Below are 14,257 nucleotides of genomic sequence, written 5' to 3' on the forward strand. Positions count from 1 at the left end.
CGATGCATTTGCGCCTCAGGCTGGTGCAAGCCGGGTGCTGCGGGAGTCAGATCACTGCGAAGGCGCGCTCTCGCGGCGGCGCGCCGCCGCCAGTCCGGTGCGGCTTTGCACGCCCCATTTGCGGCGGCCGAGCAGGAAATGCAGCCAGCCGAGCGCCGCGCCGCTGTGGCGCATCAACTGGAACGAGAACGGCTCGAAGATGGCGGCAAGGAGCGCCATACCGAAGCTCGAATGCGTGCGGTCGCCGCTCCAGCGCCGGTAAAGATGTACGGAGTACAGATGAAAAGCGAGATCGATCGCGATCTTGCCGACGATCACGCCGAGCACCGGCAGCACGATCGTAAAGCGCCCGTCGAACAAAAAGCCGATCAACAGCGCGAACGCCGTCAGCCCATAAATGGGCTGCACGGTGTCGAACGCCTTCACGGGCAGCATCATCAAACCGAGCTTCCCATACTGGCGGTTGCCGGTCATGTCGCGATACCAGTACTGCGTCTGCAGGAAGCCCGCAAACCAGCGGCGGCGCTGGCGCAGGAAGGTCGTGAGCGTGCCGGGCGCGTCGGTGCGCGCGCGGGCCGTGCCGAGCACGCGCACGTCCCAGCCCAGAGCGTTGCGCGCCGAATAACGCCGCAAGCGGTGAATCAGTTCGTAGTCCTCGACAAGGCAGTCCGCATCGAAGCCGCCCACGGTCACTACGGCATCGCGGCGAAAGCCCGCAAACGCGCCGGAAATGAGCAGCAGGCTGTCGGCGCGCATCCACGCGAAGCGCGAGATGAAATTGCGGATGTACTCGTAGGTCTGGAACCACTGGAAAAAGCGGCCGCTCAGCGTATGGTCGCAAACCGGCGTGAGCAGGCCCGCCGCCGCCACGAGCGCGGGCTCGCGCCCAAATGCGCTCGCCATCGCGGCGCACGCGTCCGCTTCGAGCAGCGTGTCGGCGTCGACGGTCATGACCGTTTCCGTTGCTATCGCAAGCAACGCCGCGTTGAGCGCACGCGCCTTGCCGCCGTGCGCGAGCCTCAACCAGCGCAGATTCGGATACTGCGGCGAAGGCGCGCTCATCTGCCCAACGCCGGGATCCGCGAGACCGTAGCGCTGTGCGAGCAACGCGGCAGTGCCGTCGGTCGAACCGTCGTCGGCGATCACGATCTGCTGCGGCGCGCGGGTTTGCGCGAACAGCGCGTCGAGCGTGATCGGCAGCACGGCGGCTTCATTGTGCGCGGCGACGATTACGCCGAGCGTGGGCAGCGCCGCTTCGTCGGCGGCGGCGGGTGTTGCCGCGGGCGCAAGCAGCACGCGCGCCTTCCACGCGACGAACAGCAGCAGCACCGTGTCGTAGACGACATAGGCAATGCCCGTGGACCATGCGACCACGCCTTGCAGGAAGAACGCGCGCGCGAACAGCACGAACCAGAGCGCCATGACGCCCAGATGAATCGCAATGCTCGCGAACGGCGTGCGCGGCGGCGCGAGGCGCGGCGACGTGCGGGCGAGCGCGTCTTCAAGCGTGTTGTTCACGGCGTACCTTTCTCGTGTTGCTTACGGCATCATCCGGCGCAGCACCGAATGACGGTCGATCCATTGATGTTTGAGCGCGCCCGCGACATGCAGCGCGAGCACGCCGTAAAGCGCATAGCTGCACGCCGTGTGCAGCGCGCCGAACTGGCTGTGCAACTGTTCCTTCGTGGCCGCATCGAGATTCATGATGAAGCCGATGCGCGGCCATTGCACAAGGCCAAAGAGATACATGGGATGCGAGGCCGCGGCGACCCACGCGGAGTCGTGCAGCCAGCCCGTGAGCGGCATCGCGAAGATCAGCACGTAGAGCGCGACGTGCGCGGCGTGGGCCGATGCGCGCTCCCAGGCGGGAAATTCGGCGGGCAGCGCAGGCGGCCGATGCGTGAGACGCCACAGCACGCGCAAGATGGCAAGCCCGAGCACGGTTATGCCGATCGACTTGTGCGTGTCGATCACCAGGCGAATGGCGGTGTCCGAAAGCGCGCCGTCAGGCAGCAGCGCCGCGGTCAAACCCAGCGCGACGTTCGTGAGGATCAGCAGCGCTATCGACCAGTGCAATAGCACGGCCACGCGCGTGTACTTCTGCGCGCCGGCGGCGGCGTCGGCAAACGGGGTTTCGGCGGGAGTTTCAGCGGAAAAAGAAGTTTTCACGTGGACGTGGCCGTTGCGGGTCAGTAGGGATAACGCACGGCGCGGCGCATTTATTCCCGCCGCGCGTTGTCCGCCGGCGGGATGGCACGATGCGGCCCGCACAGCGACTCGCGCATTATGCCCCCTCGTCCCTGACACTGCAGAATCGGCCAGATGGCGGTTCTGCCAGTTTGACGGCGGCCTGCCGCCATGCGGCGCGCCTCGAACGGCACGCCGCAAAAGAAAAACCGGAACGGGCCATGAAACCCGTTCCGGTTCTGTGGCGCCTTCGGCGGCGTACTTACTTCACGTTGCCCGCCTGCCTTTCGATTTCCGCGCCCACTTCGGCGTCGATCTTCTTCCAGTAGTCGAACACGCGCTCGCGCACCGGGCTGCCCACGCCGTTCAGGCTCGCCACCACCTGCTGGATCACCCCCTCGCGCTGCTTGTCGTTGAAGACGTTGCGCACGAGGTCGTGCGGCTGGCGGAAGTCGTCGTCGTCCGCGTGCAGCGAGTAGGCGCTGCGCACCATCTCGCCGTCGGCTTCCCAGCCGTCGTCGGCCGCGCCCGTCGTATCCGCCCACGGGCGGCCGAAGCTGTTCGGCACGTAGGTCGGCGCGTTGCCGCTGTGTTCGTACGCCATGTGGCCGTCGAACATATAGGTCTGCACCGGCACCTTCGGACGATTCACCGGCAACTGGTTGAAGTTCGTGCCGATGCGCGCGCGCTGCGCGTCGTTATAGGCGAACGCGCGGCCGAGCAGCATCCGGTCCGGCGAAAGGCCGATGCCCGGCACCGTGTTGCCCGGCGAGAACGCGGCCTGCTCGATCTGCGCGAAGAAGTTCTCCGGATTGCGGTTGAGCGTCATCGTGCCGACCTTGATGAGCGGATAGTCCTTGTGCGACCACGTCTTCGTGAGATCGAACGGATTGAAGCGGTACGCCTTCGCCTCCGCGTACGGCATGACCTGCACGGAAAGCGTCCACGAGGGAAATTCGCCGCGCTTGATCGATTCGAACAGGTCGCGCCGGTGGAAGTCGGCGTCCTCGCCCGCCATCGCCGCGGATTCGGGGTTGGTGAAGAACTGCATGCCCTGGTTCGTGTGGAAGTGATACTTGACCCAGAACTTCTCGCCCTTCGCATTCACCCACATGTAGGTGTGCGAGCCGTAGCCGTTCATGTGGCGCCAGGTTCTCGGCAGGCCGCGCTCGCCCATCAAATAAGCGACCTGGTGCGCCGATTCGGGGTTGTTGGTCCAGAAGTCCCATTGCATCTGGGCGTCGCGCAGGCCCGAGTCGGGCAGACGCTTCTGACTGCGGATGAAGTGCGGGAACTTCATCGGGTCGCGCACGAAGAAAACCGGCGTGTTGTTGCCGACGAGGTCGTAATTGCCCTCGGTCGTGTAGAACTTCAGCGAGAAACCGCGCACGTCGCGCCAGGTGTCGGGGCTGCCCATTTCGCCGGCGACGGTCGAAAAGCGCGCCAGCATTTCCGTGGCCGCGCCCCTCTGGAACAAGGCGGCCTTCGTATAGCGCGAAACGTCCTCGGTGGTCTTGAATTCGCCGAATGCGCCCGAGCCCTTCGCGTGCGGCTGGCGCTCGGGCACCTTCTCGCGGTTGAAATGCGCCATCTGCTCGAGGAAATGCACGTCGTGCAGCACGATGGGGCCGTCGGGGCCGATGGTGAGCGAGTTACGGTCGCTAACGGCCGGCGCGCCCGTGCTCGTCGTGGAAGGACCGTGAGACTTGTCGTTCGATGCACCCATTACCGCTCTCCTGATGGATTCGCGAGTGGCGGCTGCGCGCGCCGCGCCCGTTCAAGGGCTTTCGGCACGTTTGAGCCGCAGCGGGCCGCCACCGCTGGATTGGGGGACCAACCCGGGCAGAGTGCCTTCTATTTACCGGCTCCCGCCCGAGGGAGAGGTCATTTTGCCCGCAGACGCGAAGCGCTGCGCTCAAGCGGTTCACGGCCGAGCCGGATCATCGGCGTGTCGGGCGCGATGTTGGGAATTTCCACCGTAAATCAGGCGTTTACATAATTGCTGCGACGCACAAAAAACTTCTTGACACGATTTTTAGATGAGTTACCATGAAGTCGATTGCTGCATCGCACAAAACCTTCCCTGCGCGAACCGGTGATCGAACCGAAAGTTTTCGCATTTTCGTAACCGAACCGACGCGTAGCGTCCCTCAAAAGGAAAGAGACATGAACCTGCCGACTCCCGAACAGTTCGCCGCCACCCAGAAAGCCGGTCTCGAGGCCCTCTTCGGCCTGACGAGCAAGGCATTCGAAGGCGCGATCAAGCTCGCAGAACTCAACATCGAAACGGCCCGTTCGGCGTTCGCCGAAGGTCAGGAACACGCCCAGCGCGCGCTTTCGGCCAAGGACCCGCAAGGCTTCTTCGCCGTGCAAGCCGGCTTCGCCCAGCCCGCCGCCGAAAAGGCGCTGGCTTATGGCCGCAGCGTCTACGGCATCGTTTCGGCCGCGCAAGCCGAACTCGCCACCGCCGCCCAGTCGCAGTACGAAACGCAGCAGCGCGCGTTCGAAACGTTCGTGGACAACGCCGCGAAGAACGCCCCGGCCGGTTCGGAAGCCGCTGTCGCCGCGCTCAAGTCGGCGCTGAACACCGCCAGCAGCGCGTATGCGTCGGTGAACAACGCTGCAAAGCAGGCTGTGGAATTCGCGGAAAGCAACCTGGACGCCGCCGGCAAGGCCGCAACGAAGGCCGTCGCGCAAGCGTCGGCACGCGCCGCGAAGCAGGCTGCTTAAGCGTTACGCTTTGCGCTGGCGGGGGCAACGTCTCCCGCCAGCCGGAATGAAAACGGGCGTGAATCTCGTGCAATGCGAGATTCACGCCCGTTTTCTTTTTGGGCCGACGCGGCCCGGCGCTAGCCGTCAGGAGCCGAACATCCGGTTCACTGCGCGTTCGAGATGCGCGCGCATGGCGGTCGATGCGCGTTCGGCGTCGCGCGCCTGGATCGCTTCGAGCACTTCGAGGTGTTCCTGCTGCACGAGGCGCTGGCGCTCGATCGACTTCACGAGCGAGAGGTTGCGCGACAGGTTCATGCTGAACACCATCTGCTCCTGGATGCCCGAGAGCGCCGTGATGAAGAACTGGTTCTTCGAGGCGCGGGCCACGGCCATATGAAACGCGAAGTCGTCTTTCGCGCCGATGCCCGAGGTCTCGATGATGGTTTGCAGGTTGTCCCACTCGCGCCGGATCGCGGCGATGTCTTCGTCTTCGGCCTTTTGCGCGGCGAGCGAGGCGGCGCCCGCTTCGACCACCACGCGGTATTCGTAGCAGCGGCGAATGTCAGACAGCGTTTCGAGCGGCGCGAAGCGGCGCACGTCCGGATCGGGACGCCGCATGACCGTCGTGCCCGAGCCGTGGCGCGTGGCGATGATGCCGTCCGCGCGCAACTGGGCGAGCGCCTCGCGCACCGTCGGGCGCGAGGTCGCGAAGCGCTCCGCGAGCATGTGCTCGGTCGGCAGGCGCTCCCCTTCCTTGTACTCGCCCTCGATGATGCGGGTGAGGATATCGCTGTAAATCCGCGCCGGCATATTCGGCGCTTTCTGCTCAGACATGATCGGACGGTGCACTTGGGTTGTCAGGAGTGTCGTCAATTGTAAGTCATATGGCCGGCCGATAGCGCGCATGCGCGCCCGGCCGGGCCCCATTTTGCGGGCGTTTCCGCCCATTCGTGCATGCTTGCGCCCTGCTTTACCAATTTGCGGCCAATTTCGGCCGCTTATACGCCTTCGCGGGGACTCGCCTTACCGCAAAGCGCTCACGCGGATGCGCAATGCCACTTTCTGCGTCTCGCCCGGCTCCAGCCAGCGCAGGCCGAGACCGGTGTGAATCGCGTCGGGCAGGCCGAGCCACGGCTCGACGCAGTAGAAGTCCGAATCGGGCGCGAGCGTCCAGGTCGTGACCGCGTACCACGGCGCCGACCCGGGCCGGCGCAGATCGATTTCGATCGCGCGCTGCTGCGACGGCATCTCGATGCGCACGGGCGCGTCCGGCTCGCCTTCGAGGCAATGAAAGCGGTCGATGATCTGCGCGTCGTCGAGGCGGTACTGCGTCGCGCCTGCCGCGGGCCCGGTCGTCGTGCCGTCCGCCAACTGCCGCCGATGGACGTTGCGCGGCAGCGCAATCGTCGTCTCGCCGCGCTGCGCGTGCGGCAGCGCGAAATAGAAGTGATGGCCCGCGTAGTAAGGCATGCGCGCATCGCCCGTGTTCGTCGTGATGAGTTCCACGTCGAGCGTCGTTTCGTCGGCAAGACGGCAGGCCGCCTCGAAGCGAAAGCCGAAGGGGTACATCTCGCGCGTTTGGGCGCTGTCGGTGAGCGTCATGCGCACGCCGTCGCCTTGCGGCTCGATCTGCGCCGCGAACGGCAGATCGCGCGCGAAACCATGCAGCGGAATGTCCCGCACGACGCCCTGTGCGTCGCGCCAACGGCCCACGCGACCCTCCACCCACTGCCGCGCGATGAACGGAAAGAGCAGCGGATTGCCGCCGCGGATCAGCCCCGGCTTGCTCCAGTCCGGCGCGTCGGGCCAATGGATGATGGGCGCGCCGCCTATCGTCCATGCAAGCAAACGCCCGCCCGCCTGCGGCGCGACCAGCAGCCGCGACGCGCCACGCGCCAGTTCGATGACGTCCTGGTTTTGAAACTGCGGCATGTCGCAAGCGCCTCGTAAGCAGGAGTCAGCGGGCCGCGCGCAGCGCACCCGCGAAATCGGGCTCGGGCAATCCACGCACACCGGCGTCGAGGGCGAACACGAGGCCGTCCAGCTCGCCGGTTTGCGGCGGGCAGATCGTCGTGACGTAAAGCACGTCGAGATTCGCCCCGCCGAACGCGCACATCGAAGGCTTCGTCACCGGCAACGCCACGCTGCGCTCGAGCCGCCCTTCGGGCGTGAAGCGCAGCAACCGGCCCGCGTCGTTCGCGCAGATCCAGTAGCAGCCGTCGGCGTCCACCGCCGCGCCGTCCGGGCGACCCGTGTAGTCGTGCAGATCGGCGAATACGCGGCGATTCGTGGGCACGCCGTCGTCGATGTCGTAGTCGAACGCCCAGATCAGGCGGCTCGATGCGTGCGAATCGGAGAGATACATCGTGCAGCCATCCGGCGACCAGGCGAGGCCGTTCTGCGTGCACAACCCTTCGACCACGGGCGCCGACAAGCCGTCTTGCGCCGTATAGCGATAGAGCTTGCCCGCCGGGTTCGGCTCCGCCGCGTCCTGCACCATCGTCCCGGACCAGAAACGGCCCTGGCGATCGCAACGGCCGTCGTTGAAACGCATGCGCGCGGCCTCGTGCGCCACGCTCGCGAGCGGCCGCACGCTTGCCTCGCCGGCGCGCGCGTTCGCGGCCGGTTCGTGCAAAGTCACAGCGAAGAGCCCCGTTTCCAGCGCCGCGAGCACGCCGCCATCGCGCGCAAACGCGAAGCAGCCGATGCGCTCCGGCAGCGTCCACTCCGTGCGGCGCGCGGTATCGACCGCATAGCGCACGAGCGTTTGCGCGGGAATATCCACCCAGTAAAGCGCGCTTTCCCCGGCGCGCCACACGGGACATTCGCCCACGGAAGAACGGCGCGCATCGCGGGCTTCGAGCGCACGCACCGGCGTCGCCTCATGCTGCGTGCTCAACGCTGCTCCTTCTTCCAGGCTTCGTAGGCGGCCAGCGTCGCCTCGTTCGGCGGATAGGTGCCCGGCAGCGCCGCGCCCGCCTCGATGCGCTCCGTGATGAAGCGTTCGAGCGTTTCCTGTTCCGTGGCGTCGCGCGCGACTTCCTCGGCCAGATGGCGCGGAATCACGACCACGCCGTCCGCATCGCCGACGATGATGTCGCCCGGAAACACGGCCACGCCGCCGCAGCCGATCGGCACGTTCAGGTCGACCGTGTGATGCCTGCACAGATTGAGCGGCGCCGAGGCGCCCGCGCAGAACACCGGAATGCCGAGCGCGGCGATGGTCGCGCTGTCGCGCACGGGGCCGTCCGAGACCATGCCCGCCACGCCGCGCACCTTCATGCGCGTGGCGAGGATCGAGCCCATCGAGGCGGCGTCGGTCACGCCGCGGCAGTCCTGCACGAGCACCGCGCCCGCGGGCACGGTCTCGACGCCCTTGCGCTGTGGATGCTCGGGGTTCTGGAACGCGCTCAACTGGTCGAGGTCCTCGCGCGCCGGGATGTTGCGCATCGTGAAGGCCGGCCCGACGAGGTTCGGCGCGCCCGGCGCGGGCGCGGCGAGCGGCTTCACGCCCTGCAGGAAGACATTGCGCAGACCGCGCTTGAACAGTTGCGTGGTGAGCGTGGCGTTGGAGACGTGGCGCAGTTGTTCGAGCGCGGCGTCGCTCACGGGGATGGTGGGGGAATTCATCGTGTCTCGTCCGTTGTCGTGGGTCGTCGCATTGTTGTAATACAACGTGAAAATTGTCAACCCGGCGTCGCCGCGCATGCCGCGCGGAGACATACGACGACCGGACTTCCGCGCGCGTCGGCGCGAAAGACAGATTTCCCGCGCGCACCAGGGAAACCCCCATCGCTTCAATATTTGCTTTACAACTTTGCTCCAAATAGAATGATGTCTTACATGAAGGGCTTAACAAGGCTACCGGGCCAGCCCCGGGCGCCACGCGCAGACAGCCATTCGGGCTCACTTTCCGACACAGCCGTGCCAGGCAGCGCCCGCCAACAGCAGGAGACGAGCAGTGCAACGCAAGACAATCAAGGGGGTACGGTGGTGGATCATCGGCCTCATCATGATCGGCACCATCTTCAACTACCTCGCGCGCAGCTCGCTCGCGGTGGCCGCACCCACGCTGACCGAAACGCTTCACATGACCACGCAGCAGTACTCGTACGTGGTCACCGCCTTCCAGGCCTGCTATGCGCTCGCGCAGCCTGTCGCCGGTTTCGTGCTCGACTCCGTGGGCATCAAGATCGGCTTCGCGATCTTCGCGTTCGGCTGGGCCATCGCCAACATGCTGCACGGCCTCGCCGGTAGCTGGCCCGCGCTCGCGGCATTCCGCGGCATGCTCGGCATGACCGAAGCCGCGATCTTCCCGGCCGGCATGAAGGCCATCAGCGCATGGTTCCCGGCGAAAGAGCGCTCGGTTGCGACCGGCTGGCTCAACACCGGCACCTCGATCGGCGCGATGCTCGCACCGCCGCTCGTCGTGTGGTGCATTCTTAAGTTCAACTGGCAATTCGCGTTCGTGGTGACCGGCGGCGGCGCGCTGATCTGGGTCGCGCTGTGGCTCGTGTTCTTCAAGATGCCCGCCGAGCACCCGCGCCTCTCGACGGAAGAAGCCCAATACATTCGCGAAGGCCAGACCGAAGCGCAGAAGTCGACCAAAGGCCGCCGCGCCTCGTTCAAGGAAGTGCTCAGGACGCGCCGCTTCTGGGGCATCGGCATTCCGCGCATGCTCGCCGAACCGGCATGGCAGACCTTCGGCGCGTGGATTCCGCTGTACATGGTCACCGTGCGGCACATGAACCTGAAGGAAATCGCGCTGTTCGCGTGGATGCCGTTCCTCGCCGCCGACCTCGGCTGCCTCGTGGGCGGCTATCTCGCGCCGCTCTTCATCCGCTGGTTCGGCTGCTCGCTCATCACCTCGCGCAAGCTCGTCATCACGACCGGCGCGCTGCTGATGATCGGGCCGGCCTGCGTGGGCCTCGTTGCGAGCCCCTACGCCGCCATCGCCCTCTTCTGCGTCGGTACGTTCGCACACCAGACGATTTCGGGCGCGCTCTTCACGCTCGCTTCGGACGTGTTCGGCCAGCACGAAGTCGCCACGGCCACGGGTCTCTCCGGCATGTTCGGCTACCTCGGCGCGACGGTGTTCTCGCTCATCGTCGGCGCAGTGGCCAGCACGATCGGTTATAACCCGTTGTTCGTGTGCCTCATGTTGTTCGACATCATCGGCGCCTGCGTGGCATGGCGACTGATCTCGAACGAACAGAAGGACAACCCGATCGCCCCCGCGCTCCAGCCCTCGCATAAAGTGAAGGCCTGATCGGCATCGTTACCGGCCGGCGCCCGCGAGGGTGCCGGCTTTCGGCATTTCTACGTGAGGACAATCACAGTGAAGAAAGTTGCATTGACCGGCGCGGCCGGCCAGCTCGGCACCGTGTTGCGCAAGGGTCTGCTCGAACGCGGCGTGAACCTGCGCTCCGCGGCCGGCTCGAAGCCGCTCGAACCGCTCGTCGCGGGCGAAGACGTGATGCACGGCGACCTGCGCGACCCCGCCGTGGTCGACCGCCTGCTCGACGGCGTGGACGTGCTGATCCATATGGCCGGCACGAGCGTCGAGCGGCCCCTGCCCGAGATCATCGAAAACAACCTGCGCGGGCTCGTCGAAGTCTATGAAGGCATGCGGCGTCACGGCACGAAGCGCATTCTGTTCGCCAGTTCGAATCACGCGATCGGCATGTATCCGGTCGAAGAAAAGCTCACGCTCGACTGCGCGTTTCGCCCCGACGGCTTCTACGGTCTTTCCAAGGCATGGGGCGAATCGCTCGCGCGCCTGTACTGGGACAAGCACGGCATCGAAACCGTGAACGTGCGCATTGGGAGCTGCCTGCCCAGGCCCACGGAGTTCCGCCAGTTGAGCACGTGGTTCGGCCACGACGACCTGTTCCATCTTGTCGATCGCGTGATCAACGTGGATGAGATCGGCTTCGCTGTCGTGTGGGGCGTGTCGAACAACACGCGCAGCTACTGGATTCAGGAAGGCGCAAACGACGACGCGAAGCGTCTGGGCTACGAGCCGAAGCAGAACTCGGAAGACTGGGCAGCGGAAATTCTGGCGAAGGAGAATCCGCTCGATGCGGTGGCTCAACGCTACCAGGGCGGCAGTTTTGCGAGCTTCGATTTCACGCCGGTGGACAAGCGCGGGAAGCAGTCGTAAAAAACGGCGGTGCCGGTCAAAACCGGCACCGCCAAACCTGCTGCTTTCGGAGTGTGAAAACGTTAAAGCATGCCCGGAGGCATGCCTGGAAGCGTGCTTAGAAGCATGCTTAGAAGCGGTGAACGATACCGATCGCGCCCGCAATCTGGCTGCGCGAGGAGGACGGCGCACCGTTCTGGCCATCGCCGATATCTGCAGTCGCGTTGATGATGCTGCCCGCGCCGCCCGTGCCCAGCGTCTGGCCGCCGGCGCGCTGGTACGCTTCGACGAAGTAGATGCCAGTACGCTTCGAAAGCGTGTAGTACTGCGAAAGGTTGTACTGCGCGTACGAAGCCGCGTTCTGGATGCCGTTGGACTTCGTGGCGCGCGTGTAGGAGAACCCGGCCGCGAGGTCGAGCACGGTGAGCGGCTTGTAGTGCAGCACGACGCCGCCCGTATTCCAGATCTGCGAGTCGAAGAACTTCGAACCCGTGCCCGCGATGTACTGGACGTTCGAGTAAGCCGCCGAAATGTCCCACTGCGAACTGAACTGATAGCCCGCCGTCACAGCCAGACGCTGCTGGGTTTGTGCCGTCTGGAAACCGTTGGTGAGACCCGACACGCCCGGCTCGCCGTTGCTGTAAGCCGTCGAGTTCGAGCCCCAGGCGCCGCCGCCGTTCGTCGAATTGCTCAGACGCTCGAAGCCCACCGCAATGCCCGCGGGACCGTGCAGATACTGCGCGGCAACGCTCCACGACTGACCGGCGCCGACGCTGCCCGGCACGCCGCCCAATGCGTACATGCCGCTCACGGTCAGGCCCGCGATGTTCGGCGACGTGTACACCAGCGCGTTGTTGATGCGATAGATCGTGTCCATCGAGTCGATGTCGCCCGGGTGCGCGCCGTATGCGCCGGTGAGCCACGTGGTCGGGCTGTACGGCGAGAGCAGCGTATAGTACGGCGCGTACTGGCGGCCGGCCGTCAACGTGCCGTAGTTCTGGTTCGCAACGCCCACCCACGCGGCGCGGCTGAACATCAGGCCCGAGGTCGATTGGGCGCCCGTTGCCGAGTTGAAGCCTTGTTCAAGCTGGAAGATCGCGCGCGTGCCGCCGCCCAGATCTTCGCTGCCCTTGAAGCCAATACGCGAACCGGCCCAGACGCCCTGCACCATCTTGACGACCGAGCGGCCGCCGGCGTTGCTGCCAAGCGCAGCCGAACTGCTTTGATAACCAATACCGGTATCGACAATACCGTACAGCGTGACGCTGCTTTGCGCATGTGCGCCCAGCGCGGCGAGTCCAAGCGCGGATGCGAGGATAGTCTTTTTCATCTGTAGTCCTATCTTTAGTCGTTGTGGTTTGATACTCGTTAAAACCCTGGTTACTGCGTTGCCTCCTGTTCCGGCGGGGAGCGCATCACCCCTGAAGCGCTCCCCGCCGAATGTGTCTCCTCAGTGGATTTCCGGTTCGCCGCCCGCGCTGGCGCACGCGCCGCCCACGCCGTCACGCTGCATGAAGTCGAACTCGCAGCCGTTGTTGGCCTGCATCACGTGCATCTGGTACATCGCGCCATAGCCGCGCTTGAAGCGCGGTTCCGGCGCGACCCAGGCGGCCTTGCGGCGCGCCATTTCCTCGTCGGAGATCAGCACGTTCAGGCGGCGCTCAGGCACGTTCAACTCAATCAGGTCGCCGTCCTTGACCAGGGCGAGCGGACCGCCGATGAACGATTCCGGCGCCACGTGCAGCACGCACGCGCCATAGCTCGTTCCGCTCATGCGCGCGTCGGAAATACGCAGCATGTCGCGCACGCCCTTTTGCAGAATCTTTTGCGGAATCGGCAACTGGCCCCACTCGGGCATGCCCGGCGCGCCGACAGGCCCCGCGTGCTGAAGCACGATCACGCTGTTCTCGTCGCAGTCGAGATCTTCGCTGTCGATGCGCGCGGCCATGTCGTTGTAGTCCTTGAACACGACAGCCTTGCCCGTATGCACATGCAGATGCTTTTCCGCCGCGCCCGGCTTGATCACGGCGCCGTCCGGCGCGAGGTTGCCGCGCAGCACGGCGAGACCCGTGTCCGGCATCAGCGGCTTCGCGCGGCGATAGATCACCTCTTCGCTGTAGATTTCCGCGTCGGCAATGTTCTCGCCGAGCGTCTTGCCGTTCACGGTCATCTGCGTGCCGTCGATCAGGTCGCCCAGTTCCTTGAGCATCGCGCGCAGGCCGCCCGCGTAATAAAAGTCCTCCATGAGGTACTTGCCGGTCGGGCGGACGTTCGCCAGCACCGGCGTGCGGCGCGCAATTTCGTCGTACTGAGCAAGCGTGAGATCGACGCCGGCGCGGCGCGCGAGCGCGATCATGTGCACGATCGCGTTGGTCGAGCCCGACAGCGCGAGACACGTCGTCACGGCGTTATCGACCGACTTGCGCGTGATGATGTCCGAAGGCTTCAGGTCTTCCCACACCATCTCGACAATGCGCATGCCGGTTTTCGCCGACATCTGCGCGTGGCGCGAGTCCGGCGCGGGGATCGACGCGAAGCCCGGGAGCGTGAAGCCGAGCGCTTCGGCGGCGCTCGTCATCGTCGATGCGGTGCCCATCGTCATGCAGTGGCCCGGCGAGCGCGCGATGCCGCCTTCCACGCCCTTCCAGTCTTCCTCGGTGATCTTGCCCGCGCGCAGGTCGGCCCAGTACTTCCAGGTGTCCGAGCCCGAGCCGAGCGTCACGCCGTTCCAGTTGCCGTTGAGCATGGGGCCCGCGGGCAGGAAGATCGTGGGCAGGTCCATCGAGATCGCGCCCATCAGCAGCGCGGGCGTGGTCTTGTCGCAACCGCCCATCAGCACGACGCCGTCGGCCGGGTACGAGCGGATCGTCTCTTCCGCTTCCATGGCGAGGAAGTTGCGGTAGAGCATCGTGGTGGGCTTCTGGAACGGCTCGGAGAGCGTTTGCACCGGCAGTTCGATCGGGAAGCCGCCCGCCTGCCAGATGCCGCGCTTGACCTCTTCCACGCGCTGCTTGAAGTGCGTATGGCAAGGGTTGATCTCGCTCCACGTATTGAGGATGGCGATCACCGGTTTGCCCGCGTACTCTTCGCGGCTGTAGCCCATCTGCGCGGTGCGCGAACGATGGCCGAACGACCGCAGGTCGTTCACGCCATACCAGCGGTGGCTGCGCAGTTCTTCGGGGGTCTTTCGCTTCTTGCTCATCTTGCGTTGCTCCA

Annotated in this window: 12 protein-coding genes; 3 read left to right on the plus strand and 9 right to left on the minus strand. The window is 65.4% G+C overall.

Annotated features, from left to right (window positions below; all coding sequences use genetic code 11):
• Positions 1-51: 51 nt before the first annotated feature.
• The 3 genes from U5768_RS15455 to U5768_RS15465 all read right to left on the minus strand — a co-directional run bounded on the left by U5768_RS15455 (position 52) and on the right by U5768_RS15465 (position 3,913).
• Positions 52-1,518 (minus strand): glycosyltransferase, encoded by a 1,467-nt coding sequence (locus tag U5768_RS15455; protein WP_322031281.1) that lies wholly within the window; start codon positions 1,516-1,518, stop codon positions 52-54.
• A 21-nt stretch (positions 1,519-1,539) separates the two neighbouring features.
• The gene (locus tag U5768_RS15460) at positions 1,540-2,169 is read right to left on the minus strand and encodes a cytochrome b (protein WP_415913911.1); all 630 of its coding nucleotides are present in this window, start codon (positions 2,167-2,169) and stop codon (positions 1,540-1,542) included.
• A gap of 280 nt (positions 2,170-2,449) precedes the next feature.
• Positions 2,450-3,913, minus strand: coding sequence for a catalase (locus tag U5768_RS15465; protein ID WP_322031282.1), 1,464 nt, complete (start codon positions 3,911-3,913; stop codon positions 2,450-2,452).
• A gap of 440 nt (positions 3,914-4,353) precedes the next feature.
• Between U5768_RS15465 and U5768_RS15470 the strand changes: the two genes are divergently transcribed.
• Positions 4,354-4,917 (plus strand): phasin family protein, encoded by a 564-nt coding sequence (locus U5768_RS15470; protein ID WP_322031283.1) that lies wholly within the window; start codon positions 4,354-4,356, stop codon positions 4,915-4,917.
• Positions 4,918-5,043: 126 nt separating this feature from the next.
• On the opposite strand, the gene U5768_RS15475 is transcribed toward U5768_RS15470, so the two are convergent.
• The 4 genes from U5768_RS15475 to U5768_RS15490 all read right to left on the minus strand — a co-directional run bounded on the left by U5768_RS15475 (position 5,044) and on the right by U5768_RS15490 (position 8,529).
• Positions 5,044-5,733 carry a FadR/GntR family transcriptional regulator gene (locus tag U5768_RS15475; protein WP_322031284.1) on the minus strand — a complete coding sequence of 230 codons (690 nt, stop codon included), beginning with the start codon at positions 5,731-5,733 and terminating at the stop codon, positions 5,044-5,046.
• Between the two features lie 189 nt (positions 5,734-5,922).
• Complete coding sequence (locus tag U5768_RS15480) at positions 5,923-6,831, minus strand: aldose epimerase (RefSeq protein ID WP_322031285.1); 909 nt, start codon at positions 6,829-6,831, stop codon at positions 5,923-5,925.
• A 25-nt stretch (positions 6,832-6,856) separates the two neighbouring features.
• A complete protein-coding gene (locus U5768_RS15485) occupies positions 6,857-7,798 on the minus strand; it encodes an SMP-30/gluconolactonase/LRE family protein (RefSeq protein ID WP_322031286.1) in 942 nt (313 codons plus the stop codon).
• Positions 7,795-8,529 (minus strand): ribonuclease activity regulator RraA, encoded by a 735-nt coding sequence (locus U5768_RS15490; protein ID WP_322031287.1) that lies wholly within the window; start codon positions 8,527-8,529, stop codon positions 7,795-7,797. Before U5768_RS15490 ends, U5768_RS15485 begins: the two co-directional genes overlap by 4 nt.
• Positions 8,530-8,860: 331 nt before the next feature.
• Between U5768_RS15490 and U5768_RS15495 the strand changes: the two genes are divergently transcribed.
• Positions 8,861-10,168, plus strand: coding sequence for an MFS transporter (locus U5768_RS15495; protein WP_415913912.1), 1,308 nt, complete (start codon positions 8,861-8,863; stop codon positions 10,166-10,168).
• A 69-nt stretch (positions 10,169-10,237) separates the two neighbouring features.
• On the plus strand, positions 10,238-11,062 hold the full coding sequence (locus tag U5768_RS15500; protein ID WP_322031288.1) for an NAD(P)-dependent oxidoreductase: 825 nt from the start codon (positions 10,238-10,240) through the stop codon (positions 11,060-11,062).
• 109 nt (positions 11,063-11,171) lie between these two features.
• On the opposite strand, the gene U5768_RS15505 is transcribed toward U5768_RS15500, so the two are convergent.
• On the minus strand, positions 11,172-12,371 hold the full coding sequence (locus tag U5768_RS15505; RefSeq protein ID WP_322031289.1) for a porin: 1,200 nt from the start codon (positions 12,369-12,371) through the stop codon (positions 11,172-11,174).
• 120 nt (positions 12,372-12,491) lie between these two features.
• On the minus strand, positions 12,492-14,243 hold the full coding sequence (gene araD / locus U5768_RS15510) for an L-arabinonate dehydratase (protein WP_322031290.1): 1,752 nt from the start codon (positions 14,241-14,243) through the stop codon (positions 12,492-12,494).
• Between the last annotated feature and the right edge of the window lie 14 nt (positions 14,244-14,257).

Origin of the sequence: Paraburkholderia sp. J76 (assembly GCF_905220295.1) — a bacterium.
Classification (GTDB): Bacteria; Pseudomonadota; Gammaproteobacteria; order Burkholderiales; family Burkholderiaceae; genus Paraburkholderia.